The sequence below is a fragment of the Zhihengliuella flava genome, from assembly GCF_015751895.1.
Taxonomy (GTDB): domain Bacteria; phylum Actinomycetota; class Actinomycetes; order Actinomycetales; family Micrococcaceae; genus Zhihengliuella; species Zhihengliuella flava.
This window is the reverse complement of sequence record NZ_JADOTZ010000001.1, coordinates 2,682,918-2,709,684: the sequence shown is the minus strand read 5'-3', so window position 1 is coordinate 2,709,684 and position 26,767 is coordinate 2,682,918. Positions and strand designations below refer to the sequence as shown.

18 protein-coding genes are annotated in these 26,767 nt (G+C 66.0%); 7 read left to right on the top strand and 11 right to left on the bottom strand.

What is annotated here, in order from left to right; all coding sequences use genetic code 11:
• Positions 1-31: 31 nt before the first annotated feature.
• Complete coding sequence (locus IW252_RS12390) at positions 32-331, bottom strand: DUF4193 domain-containing protein (RefSeq protein WP_196836840.1); 300 nt, start codon at positions 329-331, stop codon at positions 32-34.
• A 293-nt stretch (positions 332-624) separates the two neighbouring features.
• On the opposite strand from IW252_RS12390, the gene sepH reads away from it, so the two are divergent.
• A complete protein-coding gene (gene sepH, locus IW252_RS12385; protein WP_196836839.1) occupies positions 625-1,797 on the top strand; it encodes a septation protein SepH in 1,173 nt (390 codons plus the stop codon).
• Between the two features lie 16 nt (positions 1,798-1,813).
• Here the strand turns inward: sepH and IW252_RS12380 are convergent, their stop codons facing one another.
• The 3 genes from IW252_RS12380 to IW252_RS12370 form a co-directional block, all read right to left on the bottom strand.
• Positions 1,814-2,962 (bottom strand): alkaline phosphatase family protein, encoded by a 1,149-nt coding sequence (locus IW252_RS12380; RefSeq protein WP_196836838.1) that lies wholly within the window; start codon positions 2,960-2,962, stop codon positions 1,814-1,816.
• Entirely contained in the window at positions 2,959-3,600 is a 642-nt protein-coding gene (locus IW252_RS12375; protein WP_196836837.1) for a DUF5998 family protein, read from the bottom strand. The genes IW252_RS12380 and IW252_RS12375 overlap by 4 nt, the downstream gene beginning before the upstream one ends.
• A gap of 66 nt (positions 3,601-3,666) precedes the next feature.
• Positions 3,667-6,402, bottom strand: coding sequence for a bifunctional acetate--CoA ligase family protein/GNAT family N-acetyltransferase (locus IW252_RS12370; protein WP_196836836.1), 2,736 nt, complete (start codon positions 6,400-6,402; stop codon positions 3,667-3,669).
• An 87-nt stretch (positions 6,403-6,489) separates the two neighbouring features.
• Between IW252_RS12370 and IW252_RS12365 the strand changes: the two genes are divergently transcribed.
• Entirely contained in the window at positions 6,490-9,123 is a 2,634-nt protein-coding gene (locus tag IW252_RS12365; protein ID WP_196836835.1) for a DNA gyrase/topoisomerase IV subunit A, read from the top strand.
• A gap of 4 nt (positions 9,124-9,127) precedes the next feature.
• Here the strand turns inward: IW252_RS12365 and cydC are convergent, their stop codons facing one another.
• The 3 genes from cydC to IW252_RS12350 are packed head-to-tail and all read right to left on the bottom strand — an operon-like array spanning position 9,128 to position 15,074.
• A complete protein-coding gene (gene cydC, locus IW252_RS12360; RefSeq protein ID WP_196836834.1) occupies positions 9,128-12,457 on the bottom strand; it encodes a thiol reductant ABC exporter subunit CydC in 3,330 nt (1,109 codons plus the stop codon).
• On the bottom strand, positions 12,454-13,479 hold the full coding sequence (gene cydB, locus IW252_RS12355) for a cytochrome d ubiquinol oxidase subunit II (RefSeq protein ID WP_196836833.1): 1,026 nt from the start codon (positions 13,477-13,479) through the stop codon (positions 12,454-12,456). The genes cydC and cydB overlap by 4 nt, the downstream gene beginning before the upstream one ends.
• A gap of 20 nt (positions 13,480-13,499) precedes the next feature.
• Positions 13,500-15,074, bottom strand: coding sequence for a cytochrome ubiquinol oxidase subunit I (locus IW252_RS12350; RefSeq protein ID WP_196836832.1), 1,575 nt, complete (start codon positions 15,072-15,074; stop codon positions 13,500-13,502).
• A gap of 168 nt (positions 15,075-15,242) precedes the next feature.
• On the opposite strand from IW252_RS12350, the gene IW252_RS12345 reads away from it, so the two are divergent.
• Both IW252_RS12345 and IW252_RS12340 read left to right on the top strand, forming a co-directional pair.
• A complete protein-coding gene (locus tag IW252_RS12345; RefSeq protein WP_196836831.1) occupies positions 15,243-15,650 on the top strand; it encodes a BlaI/MecI/CopY family transcriptional regulator in 408 nt (135 codons plus the stop codon).
• 15 nt (positions 15,651-15,665) lie between these two features.
• Entirely contained in the window at positions 15,666-16,598 is a 933-nt protein-coding gene (locus IW252_RS12340) for a M56 family metallopeptidase (RefSeq protein WP_196836830.1), read from the top strand.
• Positions 16,599-16,658: 60 nt separating this feature from the next.
• Here IW252_RS12340 and IW252_RS12335 read toward each other — a convergent pair whose 3' ends face one another.
• Positions 16,659-18,764 carry a DNA gyrase/topoisomerase IV subunit B gene (locus tag IW252_RS12335; RefSeq protein ID WP_196836829.1) on the bottom strand — a complete coding sequence of 702 codons (2,106 nt, stop codon included), beginning with the start codon at positions 18,762-18,764 and terminating at the stop codon, positions 16,659-16,661.
• Between the two features lie 223 nt (positions 18,765-18,987).
• Between IW252_RS12335 and IW252_RS12330 the strand changes: the two genes are divergently transcribed.
• Positions 18,988-19,212 carry a DUF7455 domain-containing protein gene (locus IW252_RS12330; protein WP_196836828.1) on the top strand — a complete coding sequence of 75 codons (225 nt, stop codon included), beginning with the start codon at positions 18,988-18,990 and terminating at the stop codon, positions 19,210-19,212.
• 174 nt (positions 19,213-19,386) lie between these two features.
• Here the strand turns inward: IW252_RS12330 and IW252_RS12325 are convergent, their stop codons facing one another.
• The 3 genes from IW252_RS12325 to IW252_RS12315 form a co-directional block, all read right to left on the bottom strand.
• Positions 19,387-20,724, bottom strand: a complete 1,338-nt coding sequence (locus tag IW252_RS12325; protein WP_196836827.1) for an RNA polymerase sigma factor — start codon at positions 20,722-20,724, stop codon at positions 19,387-19,389.
• A 333-nt stretch (positions 20,725-21,057) separates the two neighbouring features.
• Positions 21,058-22,218 (bottom strand): DUF4192 family protein, encoded by a 1,161-nt coding sequence (locus tag IW252_RS12320; RefSeq protein ID WP_196836826.1) that lies wholly within the window; start codon positions 22,216-22,218, stop codon positions 21,058-21,060.
• A 144-nt stretch (positions 22,219-22,362) separates the two neighbouring features.
• A complete protein-coding gene (locus IW252_RS12315; protein ID WP_196836825.1) occupies positions 22,363-23,277 on the bottom strand; it encodes a PAC2 family protein in 915 nt (304 codons plus the stop codon).
• A gap of 291 nt (positions 23,278-23,568) precedes the next feature.
• On the opposite strand from IW252_RS12315, the gene IW252_RS12310 reads away from it, so the two are divergent.
• Together IW252_RS12310 and lpdA are read left to right on the top strand one after the other, a co-directional pair.
• Entirely contained in the window at positions 23,569-25,089 is a 1,521-nt protein-coding gene (locus IW252_RS12310; RefSeq protein WP_196836824.1) for a leucyl aminopeptidase, read from the top strand.
• A gap of 297 nt (positions 25,090-25,386) precedes the next feature.
• Positions 25,387-26,766: a dihydrolipoyl dehydrogenase gene (gene lpdA / locus IW252_RS12305; protein WP_196836823.1), complete on the top strand. Its 1,380-nt coding sequence runs from the start codon at positions 25,387-25,389 to the stop codon at positions 26,764-26,766.
• Position 26,767: the final 1 nt, after the last annotated feature.

Sequence of the window (26,767 nt, the reverse complement as noted above, 5' to 3'; positions counted from 1 at the left end):
CGTCAGTTTCACGGTGCGCGGGCGACCAGAGTTAGCCTTCGCAATCCTTGCAATAAAAGAGTCCGCCCTTTTCCTTGGCGACCTGGGAGCGGTGGCGCACCAGGAAGCAGGAAGCACACGTGAACTCGTCGGCCTGAGCCGGCAGGACCCGGACCTGGAGTTCTTCGCCGGACAGGTCGGCGCCCGGAAGTTCGTAACTATCCGCGGTCTCCGCCTCGTCCTCGTCCACGACAGAGGACTGCTTGTCGGAGCGCCGGCCCTTGAGCTCTTCGATGGAGTCTTCGTTGATCTCCTCGTCGTTCTTACGCGGCGCGTCGTAGTCGGTCGCCATAGTCTGTGAATCACGCTCCGGTGTTAGCTGCTTACTCTGTGTCTGCAGGCGGTTGGCCGCTCGCAGAGGGCACGAAAGGGGCTTCGCATGCCCGTGACGCACAGATTGTTCACCATCGAGGACAAAAAAGCCAATCCCCGAACGCAGCATCTTCAGCGACGAGCCGGATAGCGGCCGGGTGGAAGCGGAACCAACCACATTTCGGGCAACGCCACACCACCGAAAATCATCGTTTTCTGCGGTGTTCGGTGGCAGAGTTTGAGGCAGTAGTCAACGGTGTGTGGAGGATTGGAATGGAGCAACTCCGTCTGGTGGGCGTCCATGAGGACGGCGAGCACCTGCTGGTCTCGTCCCCCGAGGGCGCAACGTTCCGACTGCCGCTCGACGAGGCGCTGCGCGCCGCCGTCGCCCGGCCCTCGACGCGTGCGTCCACTGCTGCTGAGGACGCGCAGCCGCTGTCCCCGCGCGAAATCCAGGCCCGGATCCGCGCCGGCGCCTCGGCCGAACAGCTCGCCGAAGAGACGGGCCTAGAGCATGCCTCCATCATGCGCTATGCCGGACCGGTGTACGCCGAGCGCGATTTTGTGGCCCAGCAGGCCCAAGGCATCGAGGTGTCCGCACCGCAAGGTCACGACGCGTACCGGTCCGCCTTTGGCGACGAACCCGCCACCCTCGGCGATATGGTGCGGGTCCGGCTCGCGAGCTTCGGTGTGGGCACGGACACCGTGGAATGGGATGCCGCGCGCCGGTCCGACGGCTCGTGGGACGTGAGCGCCGCTTTCACTCTTCCCGAGAATTCCCACGCGGCATCCATCGGCGACGAGCCACCGGCACGCTGGACGTTCCATCCCAGCCGCAAACTGCTGCAGAACACCAACCGGTGGAGCCAGGTCCTGTCCGAGCTGGAGCCGCTGGACTCGCCACTGACCGCGCGCCGCTTAACGGCAGTGAAGGATCGGCCGTTCGACGTCGAGGCCGACGCCGACGTGGAATCAGCCGCTACCGCACCGAGCGCCGCCGAGGACGCCCCGGGACGTGAAACCGACGAGTCACGCGCTCAGGACGAATTCCTCGACCTACTGCGGTCTCGCCGTGGGCAGCGCCTCGGTGACGACGAGGACGGCGACGACCAGCTGGCAGAAATGCTCGCCAAGGGCATCCCCGCCGCGCACCCGCGCGACGAAGAGTACGCCGGACATCACCGCTTTGAGTTTGCCGACGACTCCGAGGACGAATCAGCGAACGAAGCCCTGCCGCGACTGCACGACGGTGTGAGCACCGACACCAGCGATATTACGGTCGTCCCGAACCTGCGAGCGGTCCGCTATGGCGAACCAGCCGACGACGCCTCGCCCGCCGGCGACGGGGACGAGCAGGGCGAGGACACCGCGCCCAAGAAGCAGAAACCCAAGCGCTCGTCGGTCCCCAGCTGGGACGAGATCGTCTTCGGCAAGAAGTCCGACTGACCGGTCACGGGGCGTTTCAGGTCCGGGCGACCTCGATCAACGGGACCTGCCGCTCTGCGCGCGTCAACGATCCGTGCTGCCCCACCATCTCGAACGCGTGGGGTGCCACTCGGCGCCCGTCGTACAGGGCCAGCTCGGGTTCGCGGCCCATGATGAGGACGTCGCCGATGCGCTCGGTGACGTCCTCACGGATCCGCGGCCCAAAGTAGCCCTGCTGGATCATCGTCTCCCGCGTCATGACCCACACCCCGGCACCAAACTCGGCGCGCCACCGACGCGCAACCTCCTCGGGCTCGACTCCCGCGGCCAGATGGAGCTGAACTGCCCGCGGCTCCCCCGCCGTCAGCTCCACGCCGTCGATGAGGTGGCTTCGCTGCGAATAGTCAATGCGGCGGGAGGCGGGAACGTCCACCATCCCATGATCCGCAGTGACCAAAACCAGAGTTGAGGCGGGAAGCCGCGCCACGAGGCTGCGCAGGGCAAAATCAAGCTCCTCGAGCTGTTCGCCCCACTCCACGGACGCGGCGCCGTGCCGATGCCCGGCCTTATCGAGTTCGTTGATGTAGAGATACACCAAGGACCGCTCGCTGCCCGCCAGCGCTTGCTGCGCCGCTTGGACGCGGGCCTGAAGAGTCTTGGCGCCGACGAAGGATCCGCCGCGCAGCGCAGCCGCCGTCAGCTGCGAATCGGCGAACGCCGGCAGGCTGACCGTGGTGGTGCTGACGACGTCCGCGGCCCGTTGCAGCACCGTCGGCTTCGGCTGCCACACACGTGGATCCAGCCAGCCCGGCCAGTTGCCGAGCTGATTCACGACGCGCCGCGAGGCGGGATCGACGACGTCGTACCCCACCAGGCCGTGCTCGCCGGGCGCCAGGCCGGTGCCAAAGCTCGCCAGCGAGCTGGCCGTCGTCGTGGGAAAGGCCGCGTCAAGCGTTTGGTTGTTCTGTTGCATGGCCCGGCGCAGGAAGGGGGCGTGTGCACCTCGGGACTTCAAGAGGGAGGATCCCAGCCCGTCCACCATCACGACGCACACGCGGCGCGCGGCCGGCAGGCCCAACACGTTCTCTACCCCCGGCACGCCGAGGACCGCGGCTGCGCTGGGCAGCACCTGGGAGACGTGGGCGCTGGCGTAGCGTGGTACGGGCGGGAGGTCGTGCTCGCTCACGCGCGATCCTGCTGGCCGCGCACCGGGCGCCCCAGAGCGGCCGCCGTGTTGATTTTGCGCAGGTTCCGCGCAAACCGCCGAGCGTTCTGCACTGCGTGCGGCCCATCGGCTTCCGCGCTAATGCGCAACACCAAGTCTTCCCGTGCCACGGTTCCCGTATAGCCGTGGTCCGCATCGCACTCCGGGTCCGCGCAACCGGCCGGCACCAGATCGAGGCGCTGGCCGCCGGACCAGGCAATCGCCAGCGTCATTTCCTTCACCGGATCACCGCTGGAGTAGGACTGCGGCTGGTGGTGCATCGAGCTCAGCAGCACGGATCCGATGCGGGCCACAGGGATCGACTCCGTCGACGCTTGGGCCACCACGTGGGCACCCGATTCGTCCAGCTGCTGGTCGTCCACGTGAGCGATGACGAGCACGTCCTCGGTCACGACGAGGGCGGTGATGTGACGGTGGACCTCGTCCCGGTCGAAGTGCGTCTCCAGATGGACGAAGTGGTCCACCGGGGTCTCCGCATCGAGGGCATCGACGACGACGTCCTCGACGAGCTGCGGGTAGAACGCGGCCATGGTCAGGCTCTGCCGTAGTGCTGAAAGGGGGTCGTCAGAGTGCGCCGCAGACGGGGTACGAGAGAACATGCCTCCCAGTCTATCGACGCGGACCCGCCGGACCCCACCGCCGTCCCCGACGGCTGGCGGCTGGGGTTAGAAGTTCGGCATCGAGCGCCGCGCGCTGTCGGTCCGTTCCGCCGCATTGCCGATGTGAACGTCGGCCGAGAGGATCGTCGTACCGGCCTCCGAGACCAAGAGCGGGTTGAATTCCACGAGCGCGATTTCCGGGTGCTGGTCCTTCAACGTCGCCACCCGGTGCAGCACATCCTTGAGCGCCTCGACGTCGAGGGCCGGCACTCCCTGATATCCAAACAACTTCCGGGAGGCGCTGGGGGTCCGGACAAACTCGTCAAGGTCCGTGCTGGACAGCGGCGGGATCGCGTGGGCCCAATCGTCGAGAAGGTTGACCGCATCTCCGGCGAGCCCATAGGAGACCAACGGGCCGAGCAGCGGGTCCTCGAGCGCTCGCACCACGCACCCCTGCCCGGACGGGGCCATCGCCTGCAGTTCCAAGCCCACCGCGCCGAAAGGAGCCAAGATCTCCCGCATGTGGGCGATGTTCCCGCGCAAGCTGTCCGCATCGTAGATGTTCAGGCGCACTCCGCCCAGGTCGAGGCGATGCCGCAGGTGTTGGTCCGTCGTTTTCAGGGCCAGCGGGTAGCCGATGCGTTCGGCGGTCGCGAGGGCCTCCTCCTCCGTGGTGAACGGCACGGATTCGAGGACCTCCAGCCCGTAGCAGCCCAACAATTCCGCCGCCTCCGCGGCGCTCAGGCGCACGAGCTCCGTGTCATTCACACGGCTCAGGTGGCCGTCAATCAAACGCTCGGCACGGGCGGTGTCCACGTCCTGTAGCTCGAGGGGCTGGCCGAAGTCTCGCTCCCGCCACGCGACGTAGTGAACGATCCGCCCCAGTGCCTCAGCTGCTTGGCCCGGGCTGGCAAAGTACGGAACGGCGGGTTGCAGGCCAGCCAAGGTGCCGGCCGATGAGTCAGCCGCCGCAGCCCCTTCGCCTTCCTCCAAGACGCCCTCGGCCGGGAACGCCGAGTCGAGCTGCCCAGCGAACGCGACCACGACGGGCTTCTGCGCGTGCCGCGCCGCATCGTAGATCGCCCGCGCGAGGGTGGAGAGGGCGATCCCACGGACGGGCAACAACACCACGAGCGCCGAGTCGACGTCGTCGTCCCCCATGACCTCGGCGAGCGCACGTTGCAGCCGCGGCAGCGCACGGGATTGCCCATCCTCGAGGTCGAGCTGCCCCACCACGTGCGCTGGTGTCATTCCATGCTGGGTGGCGGTGTCAGCGACGACGTCGGCCAGCGCCGAGGAATTGGAGAGGATTCCGACGCGCGGGCCGGCGGGCAGCGGCTGACTGGCGACAATTTGGGCGACGTCGAGCAGTTGCTCGTTGGTCGCGACCCGAATCACCCCGGACTGACGGAGCATTTCGTCGACGGCCCCGAGCGGTGCTTGCGTCGTGCGCACGGAGTGCCCTGGCGGCAAGCGCACGCCCATATAGTCGCTCTTGGCGACGATGACAGGCTTGCGCCGCGCGAGCCGCCGCGCGATGCGAGAGAACTTGCGAGGGTTGCCGAAACTCTCGAGGTACAGCCCCACCGCCGAGGTGGACTCGTCGTCCTCCCAGAACTGCATCGCGTCATTGCCCGACACATCGGCGCGGTGACCGGCGGAGACGATCGACGAGACGCCGACTCCGCGGCGGGTGGCCGTCGTGTAGAGAATGATGCCCATGGCCGCCGATTGGCTGAACAGTCCCAACGAACCGGCTTTGGGCATCGCGGGCGCCACGGAGGCGTTGAGCCGGACCTCGGCCGCAGTGTTCACGAGGCCGAGCGAGGCTGGCCCCACCAAGCGCATCCCGTTGCCACGGGCGAGCTTAACGAGGTGGCGTTGCAGGGCGGCGGCATCGTCCCCTCCACCCTCGAACCCGTCGGTGACGACGACGACGCCTTTGACGCCGCTCTGCGCGCAGTCAACAATCACCGAGTCCAGTTCCTCCCGCGGCACGGCGATCACCGCAAGGTCCACGCGATCGGGCACGTCCGTGAGTCGGTTGTAGGAGACCATTCCCGCCAACTCGAATGCGTCCCGGTTGATCCCGTAGACCGCGCCCGTAAAACCAGATTCGATGATGTTCTCCAGCAAGGAGTAGCCCACCGACCCCCACTCTCGACTCGCGCCGACGACGGCGACCGACTGAGGGGCCAGGAGCCCGCCGAGGCTGAGGGCTTCCGCCCGGTGTTCGCGAGCTTCCATGACCGCGCGCGATGCGTCCGTGGGGTCGAGGGGAAATTCAAGCGCGACGACGCCGTCGTCAAATTTGCGGGCCACCTCATAGCCGGCCTCCGCAAAAACAGCGAGCATCTTCCGGTTCTCCGGGAGGACCTCGGCGCTGAAGCGCTCAATCCCGTTCTCCCGCGCGGCTGCCGCGAGATGCTCCAGCAGGATGGAGCCAACCCCTTGACCCTGCGTGTTGTCCGCGACGTTGAAGGCGACCTCGGCCTCGGTGGGATGATCCAGGCGGTCATACCGGCCGACGCCGATGATCTGCTCCCGCCGCACCACGACGAACGCGACGCGGTTGCGATGGTCGACCTGCGTGAACCGTTCAAGCTCTTTCCGGGTCAAGTGGGACTTGTAGGTGAAGAAGCGCAGGTAGATGGAGGTCTGTGATTGGGCCGAGTGCATGCGCTGCAGGGCGTCCGCGTCGGTGGGAGCGATGGGCCGCAAGTGCGCGGTCGTCCCGTCCCGCAGCACGACATCTGCTTCCCAGTGGGCCGGATATTCGCCGGTTTTGCCTCGATCCGCCATAGGGTTAGCCTACGGCCTGAACCCGGGAATTTCGCGTCTACCGCCGCGGGATGCCGATGAGAGAACGGAAAGGTGGCCATCCAACCTATGGCGCGTCGAAGCAAGTCCATCCTGGACGAGGACTTCACGGAGAACATCGTCGATATCGATGTGAGCCGGGAGATGGAGGATTCGTTCCTCGAGTACGCCTACTCGGTCATCTACTCACGCGCGCTGCCGGATGCCCGGGACGGCCTCAAGCCCGTTCAACGCCGCATTCTCTACATGATGACCCAGATGGGATTGCGCCCGGACAAGGGCCACGTGAAGAGTGCTCGCGTCACGGGTGAGGTGATGGGCAAGCTTCATCCGCACGGCGACGGAGCCATCTACGACGCGATGGTGCGCCTCGCGCAGCCGTTTGCGATGCGGGTACCGCTCGTCGACGGGCACGGCAACTTCGGTTCCCTCGACGACGGTCCGGCCGCGGCGCGGTACACGGAAGCCCGGCTGACCCCGGCCGCGTTGGCCATGACCGCCAGCCTGGACGAGGACGTCGTCGACTTCGTCCCCAACTACGACAACCAGTTGCAGCAGCCGGATGTCTTGCCGGCGGCGTTCCCCAACCTGCTTGTCAACGGCACCACAGGCATCGCTGTGGGCATGGCCACCAACATGGCCCCACACAATTTGGGCGAGGTCATCGCAGCGGCCCGCCACCTCATTGACCATCCCGACGCGACCCTCGAGGCCCTGATGGCGTGGGTTCCGGGCCCGGACCTTCCCGGCGGTGGCACGATCGTCGGCCTGTCGGGCATTCGGGATGCCTACGCCAAGGGCCGCGGCTCGTTCAAGACCCGCGCTAAGGTCTCCCTCGAGCAGATTTCAGCCCGCAAGAAAGGGCTGGTGGTGACCGAACTGCCGTACATGGTCGGCCCCGAGAAGGTCATCGAAAAAATCAAGGACGCCGTCACCGCCAAGAAACTGACCGGCATCTCCGATGTCGTCGACCTCACGGACCGCAAGAACGGGATGCGGCTCGTGATCGAGTTGAAGAACGGGTTCAATCCCAACGCCGTCCTCGCCCAGCTGTACAAGTACACGCCGATGGAGGACTCGTTCGGCATCAACAACGTGGCCCTCGTGGAGGGCCAACCGCGCACGATGGGCCTGCGCGAACTGCTCCAGGTCTACGTGGACCACCGCATCGATGTGGTCCGTCGTCGCACCGCGTTTCGGCTCAAAAAGAAGCAGGACCGCCTGCACTTGGTTGAGGGCCTCTTAGTGGCCATCCTCGATATCGACGAGGTCATCCAGATCATCCGCTCTTCCGAGCAGACGGCCGCCGCGCGGGACCGCCTGATGACGATCTACGACCTGACGGATGTCCAGGCCAACCACATCTTGGAGCTGCGGCTGCGCCAGTTGACCAAGTATTCGCAGATCGAGCTGGAGGCGGAACGGGACGAGCTTAAGCAGGCCATCGAGGAATTGGAAGCCATCTTGGCCTCGGAATCCAAGCTCCGCGCGACGGTGTCTGAGGAGTTGGCCGCGATGGCCGAGCAGTTCGCAACCGAACGCCGGACAACGCTGCTGACCAAGGAGGATGGCAAGCCGCTCAAGGGCACTGCGATGCCCAGCGCCGCGGAGGCAAAGCCCACCAAGGGGGCCGGTTCGTCGCTGCCGCTGGAAATTTCCAATGACCCGTGCTTCGCCGTGTTGTCCGCCTCCGGGCAGATTGCCCGCACCGCGGACCGCACCCCCCTCGCCGGCGGCGGCGCGCGAGTTAAGCACGACGGGCTGCGCTCGCTCATCCCCGCGACGGCTCGGGGCGAGGTGGGTGCGGTGACCTCCGCGGGCCGCCTCATCCGCCTTCAGGCGGTTGACCTGCCGGTCCTCGAGCGAACCGCCGGCTTCCCGCAGCTGACCCAGGGCGTGCCCGTCAAGGACTTCGTGTCCCTGAACAAGGGGGAGGCGGTGGTGGCTCTCGTCCCAATGACCGAGGTCTTCGCCCTCGGCACGGCTGGCGGCGTCGTCAAGCGGGTTAGCCCTGAATACCCGCTGAATCGCGATGAGTTTGAGGCCGTCACGCTGAAAGACGGCGATGAGGTCATCGGCGCCGCCCCCGCGCGTGACGAGGACGCGCTGGTCTTCGTCACGCGCGGGGCACAGCTTCTGCGCTTCGCGGCGTCCACCGTTCGGCCGCAAGGGCGTTTGGGACGGGGCATCGCCGGCATCAAGCTGGCCGCAGATGATGCAGCCATCTTCTTCGGGGTAGCCCACGACGACGACCCTGAGGCCGTCGTCGTCACGATCGCCACCGGCTCGGACGTGCTGCCGGGGACTGAGGCAGGCACGGCCAAGGTCACCCCATTCGCCGACTACCCGGCCAAGGGCCGTGCAACGGCGGGCGTGCGGGCTCACCGCTTCTTGAAGGGTGAAGATCGGCTGTCGCTGGCTTTCGCCGGTCACGGCCCCGCCCGCGCCTCGTCGGCTGCGGGAGTGGCCCGCGCCCTGCCGACCGAGCACGGCCGCCGAGACGGCTCCGGCGTTCCGCTGGCGCAGCGCGTCGACCTGCTGGCGGGCTCGCTGTCCGAGGCGACGCCGTCGTCGTCGGACGAGACCCCAGCAGTTGGCGAGGCGGCCACCGGGACGTCCGGTACGCAGCGACCGCCGCTCGCGGCGCCGGAACAGGACTCCATCCCGTTCGATGACGCTGGCGTGCTGCGCAGCGAGGACTAACCCCTCACGGTGAGGCTGCGACGGGATCCACGGCGCCTGCCTCGAGCCGCACGTGGGTCTCGCGCGAATCCACCAGCGCCGGGTCGTGGGTCACCAGCACCACGGCCCGGCGTGCCAAAGCGGACCGCACGTCACGCATGACGGAGACGGCCTCGTCCGCGCCGAGGTGGGCCGTCGGTTCGTCGAGGAGGACGACGTCGGCCCGAGTCAGCAGGGCGCGCGCGACGGCCAGCCGCTGCCGTTCACCGCCGGACAGGGTGTGTCCCCCGGCCCCGATGCGCGCCTGGAGTCCCAGCGGCTGGGCGGCCAGCCAGGGCCCCAGTCCGACGGCGTCGAGCGCAGCGAGCATTTCCCGCTCGGTCACCGGATCCGTCTGCGCGTCCCGGCCGAGGCCGAGATTGCGGGCCACCGTCGAGTCGAAGAGGTAGGCCTCCTGCGGACACCACGCCACGCGGTCAGCATCGGTCGCCGCAAAGGGCTCCCAGCGGTCCCCGCGCCTGACCTCCAAATACCCCTGTTCAGGCGCCAGCGCGCCCATCAGGACTGCTAGGGCGGTGGACTTGCCCGCGCCGGACGGCCCGGTGAGCGCGGCCACCTCGCCTCGATGCACTTGGAGGGACAGGTTCGACAGCACGGGACGGCCCGGTTCCCAGCCCGCCGTCAGGGAGCGGACGCGCAGACCCTCGACGGATCCAGTGGGCCCGGCGTCGCTCGCCGCTGTTCGGCTCACCCGCGCGTCCGTGCGAGGGTCCGGCAGGACGTCTCCGACGGATTGCAGGCTCTTCGCCAACGGGCGTACGCGCTGGGCGGCCAGAGCGGCCGACGTCAGGGGCTCGGCGAGCGCTAGCACCAGCAAAGCCGACATGGCAGCATGCCGCGCGTCAACGCCGATTGGAGCGAGCAGCAGGACGGCGACGGCTCCCAGCGAGGACACGGCCGCCGCCACCGCGGTGGCTAGGGCGACGCCGCGGGCGGTCTTGATGAGCCGGCGGGAAGCCTGCACATCGTGGCGCTCGAACTCGGCGAGCGCCCGATGGGCGGCCCCGTTCCCCCGCAGCTGGGGTGCGGCGCGCAGGAGCGCGGGCACGCGGCTCGCCAACCAGGCACGGTGCTCCGCCTCGGCCGCCGCGGCCCCAGAGTCGGCCCACACCACGAACATCGGGACGAGCACGAGACCCACGAACGCCACGGTGAGTCCGACGGGCACGGCGCTCGGTGCCCACACGGCCAGCGCCACGCAGACGCCCAGCACCACGGCGACGGCCACCGCGAAAGGGGCCACGACGCGCGGCAACTGATCCCGAACCTCGTCGACCCGCGTGACAAGCAACGCCAGCGCCCCGGACCCGCGCGTCATCTGTTTCCACCACCGCGGCTGCGTCACCAGAGCATCCCAGAGGCGCCATCGAATCGTCGCAGACCAGCGTAGGAGGGCGTCATGGACCAGCAACTGCTCTAGGTAGCGCAGGCAGGACCGCCCGAGTCCGAAGAAACGGACCCCGACAATCGCGACCATCAGGTGCAGCATCGGCGGTTGATAGCTCGCGGAGACGATGAGCCACCCGGAGACTCCAGTGAGCGCCACGGCGAACAGGCCTGCTACGGCCCCCACGAGGAGGGCCACGGCGAGCCGCCGCGTCGGGAGCGTCGCTGCCACCTTCTGGACGGACCCGCGGGCCCGGATCGCTGTCTGAGGCGCACGCGAGCGCTTCTCCTCGCGGCCTCGGTCTGGCCCCGGGGCAGACTCGCCCGCGCTCTCCCCCGATCCGGCCCCTCGGTTCGCCCCGCGCAGGCGCTGAGCCAGCAGCGGGTCGTGGGTGGCAATCACGGCGGCGCGGGTGGAGATGATCTCCTCGAGACAGGTGCGCACCGCCGCGGCAGCGTCGGCGTCGAGGTGCGCGGTGGGCTCGTCGGCAAGCACGACGCCGACCGGCGCGCCGAGCCGGATGCGCACGAGCGCGCGAGCGACGGCCAGTCGGCGGAGCTCCCCCGGGCTCAGGCTGGCCGGGTCCGTCGTGGGACGCACGTCAAGGCCGACGGCGGACAGTGCGGAGGCGACCGCGGCGGGCGGCACAGCGTTCCCCGCATACAGCTCCAGCTCCGCGGTGACCGTGGACTCCGTGGTCACCGGGTGTTGCGGTATCCAGACCACCGGTTCGGGACTCGTCCGGACCAACTCGGTCAGCAGGCTCGTCTTGCCCGTCCCGGAGGCGCCGTCGAGGACGCGCACCTGAGACGGCCCCAAGCGGAGCGTCAGCGGCCCGGCGATCGTCCGCCCGTCGGCCTCGACCGTCAGGTGGTCCACCGCCAGGAGAACCTCACCGCGGCGACGTTTCCGCTCCCCCGCACCGGTGGGTTGCCTCACGGCGTCGCCCCGGTCTCCGGATCCTGCCGGCGCGGCCTCGCCCGTCGTGCGCGCTCGCACGCGCCGGAAGGCCTCGGCACCGTCCTCCGAGGCGTGGAACGCGGAGCCGACATCCCGCAACGGCAGGTAACACTCGGGAGCCAGGATCAAGGCCAAGAGGCCGGCCGCTAGTGCCATGTCTCCGTGCACGAGCCGAATGCCGACGAACACGGCCACGACGGCAACAGAAATGGTGGCGATGAGTTCGAGGGCCAGGGAAGACATCAATGCGGTGCGCAAGGTCCTCATCGTGGCTTCACGGGAGCGTTCGGTCGCCGCGGCCAGGGCGTGGCCGCCGCGCTGTGCCCGGCGGACTCCCAGCAACGCGGGCAGCCCCTGGGCCAACTCCGTCAGGGAGCCCGTCAGCCGGGCTGCCGAGTCAGCCGCGGCGTTGATGCGATCCTGAGTGTGCAGCCCGATCAGCACCATAAACAGGGGCACGAGTGGGACAGTGAGGGCCACGATCAGCGCTGACACCCAGTCAGCGGCGGCGATGCGTACCCACACCACGATCGGGACGACGGCGGCCGTCATGAGCGCGGGCAGGTAGGTGCTCACGTACGCATCGAGCCCGTCGAGGCCGCGGGTCGCTAGGGTGGCGACCTCGCCGTCGTCTGCACGAGTTGAAGCGAACGATCGCCGAAGCAGCCGGGTCCGCAACACCTCCTTGGTGCCCGCCCCGAGCCGGCGCGAGACCAGTGACATCCCGGCCGAGGCCAGGCCGCGGGCGGCGGCACCGGCACCACCCACAACGAGCAACCGGTGCGCGTCGAGGGGTGCATTGGCCGCCAGCTGAGCGATGGCGACCGCCAGCGCCTCGGCCACCATGATCACTCCGACGGCCTTGACGAGCCCGCACACGGCCAGGAGCGTCAGGTACGTCCGCGTGCCCCGCACCCCTGCGGTCAAGAGCGGTTCGAGCGGTTTCATGATTCGAGTGGGGTGACGGTGTGGGCGGCCGGAATGCTGTGTTCCGTGATCCTGCGCCGGAACACCCAGTACGTCCACGCTTGATACGCCAGTACCAGTGGAAGACCGAAGGCGGCGATCACGCTCATGATCTGCAGGGTGTAGGGCGAAGAAGAGGCGTTGGTGACCGTCAGGTCGAACGCCGCATTGACGGTGGAGGGCAGCACGACCGGGTAGGCCGCGGTGAAGATCGCGCCGATGCAAGCCAAGAGAAAGAGTCCGAGGGCGAGAAAGGCCCGCCCCTCCCAGCGCTGAGCAGCGCACGCCCAGGCCAGGGCCGCTGCGATGAGCCCCGCGGCCAGCGCCGCGAGCGCCGCCGGCTGCTGTCCGGGAACGACGAGGGCGAGGGCCCACCACACCAGCGGCAGCACGAGCGCGGGCAGGCCGCGTGCCAGCCACCGGGAGGCGCGTTGCCGCACGTCACCATCGGTCTTCAGCGCCACAAAGGCAAGGCCTTGTGCCAGGCTAAATCCCACGACCGCCAAGCCACCGAGCGCCGTGTCTCCGGTGAGCCAGGCGAATGGACCGCCCACCCGGTCCCCGTTGGCGTTCAAGGGCAGACCCGTGGTTGTGGCGGCCAACATGACCCCGATGCCGAATGCGGTGACCCAGCTGCCGCCGCAGAGGGCGATCGTCCACAGCCGGCGGGTGAGTTCGCGCTCTGCCTTGCCGCGGTACTCGAAGGCCACCGCCCGGAAGATCAACGCCAGCAACACCACGGCGAGAGGAACGTAGAGAGCCGCCAACAGGGAGGCATACCAGTGCGGGAAGGCCGCGAACGTCGCGCCCACGGCCGTCACGAGCCAGACCTCGTTGCCGTCCCAGACCGGACCGACCGTGTTGATGAGGACGCGGCGCTGCCGTTCCGAACGGGCGAATCCGCCGAGCAACATGCCGACGCCGAGGTCGAACCCCTCCAGGAAGAGGTACCCGGCCCAGAGGACAGCGATGAGAATGAACCACAACGTGGGAAGAAATTCCATGATGACTCCTCGACCGGTGACTAGTAGGCGAACGCCAAGACGTCGTCGTCCGTACTCTCGGGGCGTTCGTCCTCGAGTAATTCGGGCATGGCGGAGGCGACGCCACCGCGAATGAAGCGGCAGAGCAGCACCACTTCGACCACCAGGAGGACCGCATAGACGCTGGTCAGCGCGATGAGCGAGAAGAGCATCTCCCCCGCGCTCACCCCCGGCGAGACGGCGGCCGCGGTGAACATGAAGACTTGGTCCACGCCGTCGAACGTGGGGTTGGGAGCCACCACGAACGGTTGGCGCCCCATCTCGGTGAAAATCCAGCCAGCGCTATTGGCACCAAAGGGGGCCAAGATCCCGAAGACGGCCAGCCGCGAGAGCCACTTGCTCCGCGGCACGGTCCCGCGCCGGGTCATCCACAGCGCGACGGCGGCCGCGGCCGCGGAGAGACCGCCGAGGGTGATCATGATGCGGAAGCCCCAGTAGGTCACCTCCATGAGCGGCAGGTAATTGATTTCCTCCCCCGCACGGTCCCCGTAGATCGAGTCGTCGGGAAGGTGCGTTCCGTACTTCTCCTGGTACTCCGGTAGCAGCGTGTTGACGCCTTTGACCTCGGTAGTGAAGTCCTCGTTAGCTAGGAAGGAGAGCAGGCCCGGAATCTCGTAGACCCCTACGATGTCGTCGCACGTCGTGGCGCCGTCGCCGCTGAGGTCTCCGACGGACAGCACCGAGAACCCGGTGCCGTCATGGCAGGCGGCCTCGGCCGCAGCCATCTTCATCGGCTGTTGTTCGAACATGAGCTGGGCCTGTGCGTGACCACTAAAGGCCACGCCGAGGAAGGACACGAGCGCCACGACGGCGCCGAGGCGCAGCGAGGAAAACCACACCCGGTAGTCCGTCTCGTCTCTGTTCTTGCCGTGCACCGTGGACGCACCAACGACGACGCGGCCAGCCTCATCCACGGTGTCGATGCCCGCGGCGCGGCGGCGGTAGAGGTGGAACCACGCGATACCGAGCAGGAACGCACCCGCCACCGCAAACGCGCCAAAGATCGTGTGGGGGAAGGTCACGAGGGCGGTGTTGTTGGTAAAGACCGCCCACGCGTCCGTCATCACCGCCCGCCCGTCGATCATTTCGGTGCCGACTGGATGTTGCATCCACGAATTGGCCACCAAGATGAAGTAGGCGGAGACGATAGTGGCCAACGAGGCGGCCCAGATGCAGGCCAAATGCGCCAGTTTTGGCAGGCGCTTCCAGCCGAAAATCCACAGTCCCAGAAAGATCGACTCGACGAAGAAGGCGAGCAGCGCTTCCATCGCCAACGGGGCCCCGAACACGTCGCCGACAAATCGGCTGTACTCACTCCAGGCCATTCCGAACTGGAACTCCTGCACGAGTCCGGTGGCAACGCCCATGATGAAGTTGATCAGGAACAGCTTGCCCCAAAACTTCGTCATCCGAAGATAGTGCTCGCGCCCCGTGACGACCCATGCGGTCTGGAGTGCGGCCACCAGGACGCCCAAACCAATCGTCAAGGGGACCATGAGGAAGTGGTAAACGGTGGTGATGCCAAACTGCCACCGTGCGATCTCAAGTGGGTCCATCGGGGTCCTCCCCTACAACGTGCATGGGGGCCGGGGCGAGCACCCCGGCAACTTCTACAACTCGTAGAATACTCTCGATTCTACTTCGCGTAGAAATCTGGCGCGTTTCGGGGTAAATTTGTAGCGCACGATCTAGTAGCACCCGAATCACGAAAGCAGGAAGACGTAGTGGCCTCACTCGGCGACCTTGAGCGCTCCGTCATGGACCTTCTGTGGGACCACCCCGAGGCAGCCACGGCAAATACGTTGCGTGATGCGCTCGCTCAGGCCGACACGGCCGACGGACGTGAACTCGCCGTGACGACCGTCCTGACGGTTCTCGCTCGGCTCGAGAAGAAGAATCTCGTGGCCCGCGAGCGTGATACCCGGCCGCACCGATACCGCGCCGTCATGTCCCGCGAAGAACACACGGTTGACCTCATGAACGAGGCCCTCGGGAATGTGATGGACCGGGAGGCCGTCTTGGCCCGGTTCATCGGCGGAATTTCGGGTGATGAGGCGGCCACTCTGCGCCGGCTTCTCGAGTCGCCCGCGCCTGGCCGGTCAGCTACCGAACAACCAGAACAGAGCGCGTAGCCAGGCGCCCCCGCCGTGCTGCTGGCCTCGTATCTTCTCGCGGCACTGGCCATCGCCCTCGCATGGCCCGTTCCGCTGTGGCTCTCGCGCGCCACGTTTACGAGCCGCTCGCCGTTCGCGACGCTCATTTTGTGGCAGGCCATCGCCTTAGCTGGCGGCCTGTCCATCATTGGTGCGATGCTCGTGTGGGGCCTTGAGCCGCTGGGAGACAACCTACTTCAGGGTCTCGGCGGGCTGGTCCAGATCTTTACCGGTGACCTGTCCACGGACCATCTGGGCATCGTCCACGTCTTCGCCCTCAGCGCGGCCTTCCTCCTCGGCGTGCACCTCGTCTTTACGCTGCTCCTGACCACCGTGCGCGTGCACGCCCATCGCCGGCGACACCGCAGGCTGCTCCACCTGCTCTCCAGCCCCGCCGCAGTCGATCCGCGCACCGTTGTGGTCCAACACGAGGGACCGGTCGCGTACTGCCTTCCCGGCGTGACCAGCTCGCTCACGGTCGTATCACAGGGGCTGCTGGACGCTCTGGATCGCGACGGGCTCGAGGCGGTGCTCGCCCACGAGCGTTCTCACTTGGACCAGCGGCACGATCTGCTGGTGTTGGCCTTCGAATCGTGGCATCAGGCCCTGCCGTGGCTGCCAACCTCCAAGTTAGCTCGCGCAGCAGTCCATGAGCTCATCGAGATGCTGGCGGACGACGTCGCCCTGCGGCAGTCCTCGCGTGAGGCTCTGCTGCGCGCCCTCGTCACAGCGGCCACTGGCCAAGCTCCGGCGCCCGGTTCTGCCTCAGGTCTCCCCGAGGAAGATCTCTCCGCCCAGCGACTCAAGCGCCTCATCACTCCGGAGGCCCCGCTGAGCCGTTGGGCGTGGCTGACCGTCGTCACCGTTTCCGTCCTGCTCGTGGTGGCCCCCACCGTCCTGCTCGTCGCGCCCGCACTGCTGTACTAGCGTCACCAGAGCTCGCACCGGCGAGTGCTCATCGCCGTGAGGACCGGCTGCCACGAGCTCCTAGACGTCGATTTGCTCGCGGTCGAGGCGCTCAGAACCGCTAATGATGAATTCCTTGCGCGGAGCAACGTCACTGCCCATGAGCAGCTCGAAGATCCGCTCGGCCTCTTCAGCCTGCTCAATGTTGACCCGCCGCAGCATCCGGTGGCGTGGATCCATCGTCGTCTCGGCCAGCTGCTCGGCATCCATCTCACCGAGGCCCTTGTAACGCTGGATCGGCTCCTTGTAGCGCCGTCCGTCTGACTCCAGGCGATCCAACACCCGGTAGAGCTCTGCCTCGGAATAGGTGTAAATCATCTCGTTCGGCTGGGAGCCCGGCGTGACCACCTCCACCCGATGCAAGGGCGGAACGGCGGCATAGACGCGGCCGGCTTCGACCATCGGCCGCATGTACCGGAAGAACAACGTCAACAGTAGCGTCCGGATGTGGGCGCCATCCACGTCAGCGTCGGTCATCAGAATCACCTTGCCGTATCGAGCCGCCGAAAGGTCGAAGCTCCGCGAGGAGCCGGCGCCGATGACTTGAATGAGCGCCGCGCATTCCGCGTTGGAGAGCATGTCCCCAACCGAAGCCTTCTGCACATTGAGAATTTTGCCGCGAATGGGCAACAGCGCCTGGAAGTCGGAGCTACGGGCCAATTTGGCCGTACCCAGCGCCGAATCGCCCTCGACGATGAAGAGCTCGGAGGTTTCGACGTCATTGCTCCGGCAGTCGGCCAACTTGGTCGGCAGCGAGGACCCCTCGAGGGCCGTTTTTCGGCGCTGCGTTTCCTTGTGGACGCGAGCCGAGATGCGCGACTTCATCTCGTTGACGACCTTCTCCAACAGCTGGGCCGCCTGCTGCTTGTCGTTGCGGGCCTTGGAGGTGAGCTTGGCCTTCAGCTCCTTCTCGACGACCTTGGAGACGATCTGACGAACAGCCGCGGTGCCCAGCACCTCTTTGGTCTGCCCCTCAAACTGGGGTTCGGCGAGCCGCACCGTCAGGACCGCGGTGAGTCCCGCGGTGACATCGTCTTTCTCCACCTTGTCATTGCCGGCCTTCAGCCGGCGGGCATTGGCCGTGATGTGCTGCCGGAACGTCTTGAGCAAGGCCTGCTCAAAGCCCGTCAGGTGGGTGCCGCCTTTGGGTGTGGCGATGATATTGACGAACGTGCGCGCCGTGGTGTCGTAGCCAACTCCCCAACGCAACGCCAGATCGACCTCGCAAGCACGCTCGACGTCCGTAATTTTGCTGTGCCCGGCCTCGTCCAGGACCGGCACGGACTCGGTAAAGGTTCCCGTGCCGTGAATGCGCCAGGTGTCGGTCACGGCGGCGTCGGGTGCCAGATACTCCACAAACTCGGCCAGTCCGCCATCGTGGTGGAAGACCTCGCTGACGGGCCCTTCTGCACCAGGGGTCCCGGCGAGGCGGCGCTCGTCGCGCAGTTCGATCCTTAATCCGGGCACCAGAAACGACGTCTGGCGAGCACGATTCTGAAGCTCCTCGTAGGAGAACTTGGCGGTCTTGAGGAAAATCTGCTCGTCGGCCCAGTAACGAATGCGTGTGCCTGTCACGCCGCGCTTGGCCTTGCCGACGACGTCGAGCTCTGAATTTTCGACGAATGGGCTGAAGCTGGCCGTGGGCTTCGGCTTGCCACTATCGGAGAAACGCCCCGGCTCACCGCGGCGGAACTGCATCCGGTACGTCTTGCCGCCGCGATCGACCTCGACGTCGAGTCGCGATGAGAGCGCATTGACGACGCTGGCTCCCACGCCGTGCAGACCACCGGAGGCCGCGTAGGAACCGCCGCCAAATTTGCCGCCCGCGTGGAGTTTGGTGAAGACCACCTCGACGCCCGTCAGTCCCGTTCGCGGTTCGACGTCGACGGGCACGCCACGTCCATCGTCCCGGATCTCGACGGAGCCATCAGGGTGCAGGATGATCTCGATATTCTGCCCGTACCCGGCCAGAGCCTCATCAACGGAGTTGTCGATGATTTCCCACAGACAGTGCATGAGACCGCGCGAATCCGTCGAGCCGATGTACATGCCCGGGCGCTTGCGAACGGCCTCGAGGCCTTCGAGCACGGACAGGTGACGTGCGCTGTACTCGGAACTGGGTGCCACGCGGGTGCAACTCCTTGGGTAGGCGAAGAACGCGGTCAGAAACAATCATCTCAACTCTACTCACGGCCCAGCTCCGCGGCACCGTGGCTCGCCGCGCGGCCCAACTTCACGCGGTTTGAGCCCGTACCGCTGGTACGCGGTGAGCGAAAGAAGGGCCAAATTGCGATGGTTTCGCCTCGATTGCTGGTTGTATGGAGTACACGAAAGAAACGAGGAGGTCGTCATGACTGCAACTTCAGTGGCAACTCGCGGATTAACCGCATTGGACCGTTGCGACCGCTGCGGGGCTCAGGCCTACGTTCGCGCGACTCTGGCGACCTCGGGCGGAGAACTCCTCTTCTGCGCACATCATGCTCGAGAAGTCGAGACGAAGCTTCGCCCGCAGACGACGCAGTGGCAAGACGAGACGAGCAAGCTCCACGAGAAGCCCACGTTCGACGACGACTAATCCGTCGCCAGTTACCACGGTAAAGATCACCGCCACGAGGCCGGCCCCAGCGCAAGGGGCCGGCCTCGTCGCTTGTGGGTCCAACCAGCATTCTCCACTGGTTGGACGTCTCCTTAACGACGGATGGCCCGCCCCGTGGGGCGGGCCATCGGCCGCTGAAGGTTCTGTCCGAGCTCAGTCTAGGTAGTCGCGCAGCACCTGCGAGCGAGACGGATGGCGAAGCTTCGACATCGTCTTCGACTCGATCTGGCGGATGCGCTCGCGGGTGACTCCGTAGACCTTGCCAATCTCGTCTAAAGTCTTGGGCTGACCGTCGGTCAACCCAAATCGCATCGCGACGACACCGGCTTCCCGTTCAGACAACGTGTCGAGAACGGAGTGAAGCTGCTCTTGCAGGAGCGTGAAGCTCACCGCATCGGCCGGAACAACGGCCTCCGAGTCCTCGATGAGGTCACCGAACTCCGAGTCCCCGTCCTCGCCCAGCGGGGTGTGCAGAGAAATCGGCTCACGCCCATACTTCTGAACCTCGACGACCTTCTCCGGCGTCATATCGAGCTCCTTGGCGAGCTCTTCCGGAGTCGGCTCACGGCCCAAGTCCTGCAGCATCTGCCGCTGGACGCGAGCCAGCTTGTTGATCACTTCCACCATGTGCACCGGGATGCGAATGGTCCTAGCCTGATCGGCCATGGCTCGGGTAATCGCCTGACGGATCCACCACGTGGCGTAGGTGGAGAACTTGAATCCCTTGGTGTAGTCGAACTTCTCGACCGCGCGAATCAGGCCCAAGTTACCTTCCTGAATGAGGTCCAGGAAGAGCATGCCGCGGCCGGTGTAGCGCTTGGCCAAGGAGACGACCAAGCGAAGGTTAGCCTCCAGCAGGTGATTCTTGGCGATCTTGCCGTCGTGGACCACCTGCTCCATGTCCCAGCGAAGCCGCTTGTCCATGGTCTCGCCTTCTTGGGCCAACTTGTGGCTGGCGAAGAGGCCAGCCTCGATGCGCAGCGCTAAGTCAACCTCTTGCTCGGCGTTGAGGAGAGCCACCTTGCCGATCTGCTTGAGGTAGTCCTTGACGGGGTCCGCCGTGGCGCCGGCGACCAGCACCTGCTGCTGCGGAGCATCGTCATCGTCCGAGGTACTGAGGACGAAGCCGCGATTCTCCTCTTCAGCCTTGCCGGGCTTGCCTTTGACTTCGCCCTGAGGGCTCGTCGGTTCCTCGGCCTCAGCGATTTTCTCGCTTTCAAGCTTCTCGGTTTCTGGCTCCACGGGCGCTTGGTCAACCTCGTCGGCGGGCGGCTTGGGAGCCTTCTTGGCTGCAGCCTTGCTAGCCGGGGCCGACTTCGCGGCTGAATCTCCGCCGGCCGCCTCTGCGGCGGCCTTCTTCCTAGCACGGGTGCGCGCGGCCTTCTGCTGCGGCGTCAACTCCTCCTCCGGAGTCTCCGCCTCGGCGGCAGGTGCCGGTGGCTGCTTGGCCCGCTGCGGGGCCTTCTGAGAACTGGTCTCGGTTGCTGGCACGAATTACCTTCCTCACGTGTGATTCGTGGAGTCTCCCGGTGGGTAACGCCACTATGACCCTGTCAAGTCCGGTTGGTTGCACAGAGCAACACCCGGCAGCAGGGTCTTCACAGTCAAGAACGCTTGCAGCCGCTCCGGTGTTCCCGCTATCACGAAAGATTGCGAGATTCCGTGACTCTCCGTGAGGAGAGCCACGATCCGGAAACTCGGACCCAACGGGGTCTCGGCACTAGTCTCTCACGATTCTCTCGCGCCCGCGTTCACAGTCCCCCGCACGCCACGATTTTCACCACACTTTTCCCCGCACAGTCCGGAGCGTGGCCGTTTCTTCGGTTAAGCAGCTTCCGAGGCAGGCCCCACGCGCCATGCACGGCCAGGATCATGCGTCCAGTTGGCCAGCACGCCGTCTCTCACCTTCGTGTGCACCATTTCGGCCAGCTGATCTCCGATGTCCCGGCCACCGCTGGAAGCCAGCAGAGCGGCCGCGGCACTACTGCGTCCTCGTGCCCATTCCATCCAGGCCATGAGAACCAAAAGGGCCGAGCGATCTTCACCCTCAGTGGCCGGGAGCAGCCCGAAGGCGACCTCCCACAACCGATCGAGACGCGGCCAGTTCGGCTGGCAATGCAAGGTGCCCGTGACAAAGGACAATGTGCGCGACACCATGGGCTCATGGTCAATCGCTACGGATTCGTCGCTCGCGGGCCGGTAGCCGAGGTCCCCTCGTTCAAGGGGCACCTGTTCTAGGGCCAACGCGTCCCCACCGAGGGCCAGGATGAAGTTCCGGGCCTGCAGTCGCCGCAGCGATCCCACGATGGAGCCGGTGAACTCCGGATCCCGACGAAGTTCATCCAGCGCCTCCGTGGACTGAGTCTCGAGCAGGCCATTCCAGCGACGCAACAGGGTCTTGATGGTCAAGCGTGAGCGCTGTCCGCGCGCGAACTCGTCGGCGATGCACCGCACGCGTGACCTGTCCGGCCAGTCGGTATGAGTGGAGCCGTCCCACAGACCGTTCGCGGGAGCGCTCCCCCTCACCGTGAACTCGACGTTGGCCTCCGCGGTCGCGAGCTCCGCGACGGGTCGGCCAGTCACGGGGCAACAGTCCCGCTTGGGGCAGACGTAGTGGCGCCACCGTCCCGCACCGACGTACCACGCCTCGGCAACCTCCACGCTGTCTAAAGCCAAGGTGACACTCAGATCCTCGATGAGCTCGGCATACGCCATGCGCTCCCCCGGCGCTGGAGCGCCATAGGCAATCACGAAGATCCGATCCACGTCGGCGACCGGTTCAACATATCGCTGGGCACGGGCGATCACGGTGGAGACTTCGTCTCCGGTGAGATCGTGGCGGGCTGCAAGCTCCGGCACATCCACGCGCAAGGTCGCCACGAGGGCCGCGCCGGAGACCAACAACAGGACCAAGGAGTTCTGCGGTGTAAATCCGAGCAGATGCGGCGCAGCCGCAAGAACATCCCGAGATTCACGCAAGCTCACGGACGGTTTCCAAGAACGGGAGGGCGTTGGATGAGGTGTCATACCCTCACTCTGGCCACGCGCCTCCCGGACGTGGAGTTCCGTCAGGAGAACTGTTGATAACTCCGCGCAGCGCTCGGCGTGTGCACGAAGGGTGATGCGTTCCTAGTGTTCGTCGCTCGCCTGGTCAGACAAGTAAGCTTCGACGGCCTCGGCAATGTCCTCGCCGTCCGGGACCTCCTCGCCAGCGCCGAGCAGAAGCGAACGGCGTTCCTTGGGGGCGACCTCATCAAAGCGCTGTTCAAAGCTCGCCACCATTTTCTGGATCTCCTCAGAGCCCTCCACTTGATGGTGGATTTGCTCCTCGACACGACGCGCGGCTTCCCGCAGCTCGTCGGTCGGCAGACCCAACCCCATGGCCGCGCCGCAATGTTCAAGCGCTGCCACCGCCACTTGCGGATACTCGGCGTCTCCCAAGTAGTGCGGCACGTGGAGGGTGTATCCCACCACGTCGCGCCCCTGTTGCATGAGCTCCAGCTCAATCAAATAGTTCACAGACGCCGGGATTTCCGCGCTCGGGTTCCACGTCGTCACTCCCTCAGCCAGGTCGGGGCGATTACCGTAAACAGTCACCCCGAGCTGCCGGGTATGCGGCACGGGCATCGGGACACCACCGAAGGAGACCGCGAGGCACACGTTGAGTGCCGCCGCCAAGTGACCCACGGCTGACGTGAAGCGATCCCACTGCAGATCAGGCTCCGGACCGGTCAACATCAAAAACGGCGTCCCCAACCCGTCCCGCAGGGCATACAGCTCGATGCGGGGCCGCTGGTAGGCCGTGAAGTGATCCCCAGCGAAGGTAATGTGCGGGCGGCGACTGCGGTAATCAATGAGCTGGTCCGCATCGAAGGCAGCAATTCTCGTCGCTTCCGAGTGTTCCAACAGGGACTCCCGCACCTGTTTGACCACGCGGCCCGCGTCGGCTTGTCCATCGAGAGCGATCAGGAGATCACGCCCCTGCAGGTCGACGTCATCAATCCGCTCGTCGTCTAGACGAATCAGCGACATCGGATCCAGCACGTTGTCCCCTTTCCCCTTGGCTTGTTGGCCAACGTCTCATGGTGTTCAACCGGGTGAAACCCTCGATTGTTCCCGCCGCGGCCACGCATTCTGCGGCGCGGGCTCATCACCAGCTGTTGTTCGCCGTTGGACGAAACAGCCCACCTATTTTACCGAAGCAGAGGGGTCTGCTCCTGTGGCGTCCGTTACGATGCTCAAGACCCATGTATTCGTTCCAACGCCGCCTACCCGCGGCTTTGGATGAGCGCTCGGACTGAGAATGACTACCGGGCATTAAGGATTTCAGTTTTCGTGATCAACAACAGCGACCTGAAACTCACGGCCGTTTCCACCGACATCAAGCGAGTCGCTGCCGATGCCCTCGTGGTTGGCCTCGCCGCCGCTGGCTCCTCCAAGGAGTCGCCCCGGATCGTCGCCTCTGTCCTGTCCCGCCAGGACACCGCCGCGCTTGAGCGCTCCCTCGAGCTGGCTGGCGCCACCGGAAAGGCCGACGACATCGTCCGCCTCCCGGCCCCGGAAGGCACTCGTGCCGACGTCGTCATCGCCACGGGGCTAGGCACCGTCGGGACCGATGACATCGTGCCCGAGGAGACGTTGCGCCGAGCCGCTGGCGCTGTGGCCCGTCAGGTCACGGGACTCGAGAAGGTCCTGTTCGCCCTGCCTGCCGCCACCACGCAGTCGGCAGCGGCTGTGGCGGAAGGCATTGCCCTCGGGGCCTACCGCTTCGACAACCTGCGCTCCGAGGCCGAGCCAGAGACGGTCCTCACTGAGGCGATCGTGGCAACGGCCGCCGCAGTCGAAGAGGATCTGCCGGCAGCCCTCAAGCGCGCCGCGGTCGTCGGCCGCGCCGTCCGCGGCGTCCGCGACCTCGTCAACACCTCCTCCAACCTCCTCTATCCAGAGACGTTCGCGCAGGCCGCGTACGACGCCGGCAAGTCCCAGCGCTTGAAGGTAACGGTGCTGGACGAGAAGCGTCTGGAAAAGGACGGCTACGGCGGCATCATGGGCGTCGGCCGCGGGTCGGAGCGCCCGCCGCGCCTGGTCAAGGTCGAGTATTCGCCGTCGAAGCCCAAGCAACACTTGGCCATCATCGGCAAGGGCATCACTTTTGACACCGGCGGCATTTCCCTTAAGCCAGCCGCCAACATGCACCACATGAAGTCGGATATGGCTGGCGCAGCCACGGCGCTACAGACCATTCTGGCCGTCTCCGAGCTCGGCCTACCCCTGAAGATGACGGTGTGGCTGTGTCTGGCCGAAAACATGCCGTCGGGCTCCGCCACCCGGCCGGGCGACGTCGTGACCATGTTCAATGGCAAGACCGTGGAAATCCTCAACACGGATGCTGAGGGTCGCCTCGTGATGGGTGATGGCTTGGCCGCCGCCAGCAACGACAAGCCGGACGTGATCCTCGACATCGCGACCCTGACGGGCGCGCAAATGGTGGCCCTCGGCCGCCGGACCACGGGCCTCATGGGCGACGCCGCGATCCGCGATGCTCTGAAAGAGGCAGCAGACGCCGCGGGCGAGACCGCGTGGCCCATGCCGCTGCCAGAAGAACTGCGGCCCTCCATCAGCTCGGAGGTGGCAGATCTGGCCAACATCGGGGAACGTTTCGGCGGCATGATGACGGCAGCAGTCTTCCTCCACGAGTTCGTCGGCGAGGTTGACGGAGAGAAAATCCCGTGGGCCCACATCGACATTGCGGGCCCATCCTTCAACGACTCTGCCGCCTTTGGTTACACGCCCAAGAACGGCACCGGCACGATGGTGCGCACGCTCGTCACCTACGCGGAGTCGCTCGCCAGCTAGCGTCCGCTTCGACGTCCTCGGCGCACTCGCGGGTGAGGATCGCGCAGCACTCTCAGGGCGGGGTACCACGAATAGCGTGCCCCGCCCTCTAGGGGTGAGTCAGTGACGCAGCGGGCAATAACCGTGCGTGAGAACTCTCTCCTGTGTCTTAGCCAGATGCCTAGCACGGGCGATAGGGGCTAAGGTACTTCTTGAAAGAACACCACAATGAGCCGGCACGAGAACAGCGTGGCCGGCGTCTCCACAGCACCTCCCGTTGACTCGGGAGCCCTAACTCAATCGCGAGGGAGCGTTCACGTGGCCGAAACGGCAACAACGCAAGAGTTTGACGTACTGATCCTCGGTGGCGGCAGCGGCGGCTATGCGGCAGCATTGCGCGCCGTCCAGCTCGGCCTGACTGTCGGTCTGATCGAGAAGGCCAAGGTGGGCGGCACGTGCCTGCACACCGGCTGCATTCCGACGAAGGCTTACCTGCACTCCGCGGAGCTGGCGGACCACGCTCGCGAGGGCGCAAAGTACGGCATCAATACGTCGCTCGAGTCCATCGACTTGGCTAAGGTCCGCGAATACAAGGACGGCATCATCGCGGGCAAGTTCAAGGGCCTGTCCGGGCTGCTGAAGATGAAGAAAGTCACCGTCATTGAGGGTTACGGCCGCCTCGTGGGTCAGGACACCATCGACGTGGATGGCACCCAGTACAAGGGCAAGAACATCATTCTCGCCTCCGGCTCGACCTCGAAGACCATGGGCATCGAGATCGGCGGACGCATCATGACCTCCACCGAGGCACTGAACATGGACTCCCTCCCCGAGTCCGCCATCGTCCTCGGCGGCGGCGTGATCGGTGTGGAGTTCGCCTCTGTCTGGAAGTCCTTCGGCGTGGACGTCACCATCGTTGAGGGTTTGCCCAACTTGGTGCCGAACGAAGATCCGGCGATCATCAAGAACCTCGAGCGCTCCTTCAAGAAGCGCGGCATCAAGTTCAACACCGGTACCTTCTTCGAGAAGGTGGAACAGAACGACGACGCCGCAAAGGTCACGCTCGCCGACGGCAAGACGTTTGAGGCCGACGTCGTCCTGGTGGCCGTGGGCCGCGGCCCCGTCACCGAAGGACTCGGCTACGAAGATCAGGGCATTCCGATGGATCGCGGTTTCGTCTTGGCCAATGAGCGACTCCACACGGGCGTCGGCAACATTTACGCGATCGGTGACATTGTCCCCGGCGTTCAGCTCGCTCACCGTGGATTCCAGCAGGGCATCTTCGTGGCGGAAGAAATCGCTGGCTTGAACCCCGTCGTCGTTGAGGACATCAACATCCCGAAGGTCACGTACTGCGAGCCAGAAATCATGTCGGTGGGCTACTCCGAGCCCAAGGCCGCCGAGAAGTTTGGTGCTGACAACATCGAGACGCAGGAATACAACCTGGCCGGCAACGGCAAGTCGTCGATCCTCGGCACGGGCGGAATCATCAAGCTCGTCCGCCAGAAGGACGGCCCCATCGTTGGTGTTCACGGCATCGGCGGGCGCATCGGCGAGCAGATTGGCGAATCGCAGCTGATCGTGAATTGGGAAGCCTACCCCGAGGATTTGGCTCCGCTGCTCCACGCTCACCCCACGCAGAACGAGGCCCTCGGCGAAGCCGCCCTGGCCTTGGCCGGCAAGCCGCTGCACGGCTGAG

Excerpts from the sequence above, each read along its gene's own strand:
- IW252_RS12390 (WP_196836840.1), bottom strand. The coding sequence starts at position 331 with ATGGCGACCGACTACGACGCGCCGCGTAAGAACGACGAGGAGATCAAC.
- sepH (WP_196836839.1), top strand. The coding sequence starts at position 625 with ATGGAGCAACTCCGTCTGGTGGGCGTCCATGAGGACGGCGAGCACCTG.
- IW252_RS12375 (WP_196836837.1), bottom strand. The coding sequence starts at position 3,600 with ATGTTCTCTCGTACCCCGTCTGCGGCGCACTCTGACGACCCCCTTTCA.
- IW252_RS12370 (WP_196836836.1), bottom strand. The coding sequence starts at position 6,402 with ATGGCGGATCGAGGCAAAACCGGCGAATATCCGGCCCACTGGGAAGCA.
- IW252_RS12365 (WP_196836835.1), top strand. The coding sequence starts at position 6,490 with ATGGCGCGTCGAAGCAAGTCCATCCTGGACGAGGACTTCACGGAGAAC.
- cydC (WP_196836834.1), bottom strand. The coding sequence starts at position 12,457 with ATGAAACCGCTCGAACCGCTCTTGACCGCAGGGGTGCGGGGCACGCGG.
- cydB (WP_196836833.1), bottom strand. The coding sequence starts at position 13,479 with ATGGAATTTCTTCCCACGTTGTGGTTCATTCTCATCGCTGTCCTCTGG.
- IW252_RS12350 (WP_196836832.1), bottom strand. The coding sequence starts at position 15,074 with ATGGACCCACTTGAGATCGCACGGTGGCAGTTTGGCATCACCACCGTT.
- IW252_RS12330 (WP_196836828.1), top strand. The coding sequence starts at position 18,988 with ATGACTGCAACTTCAGTGGCAACTCGCGGATTAACCGCATTGGACCGT.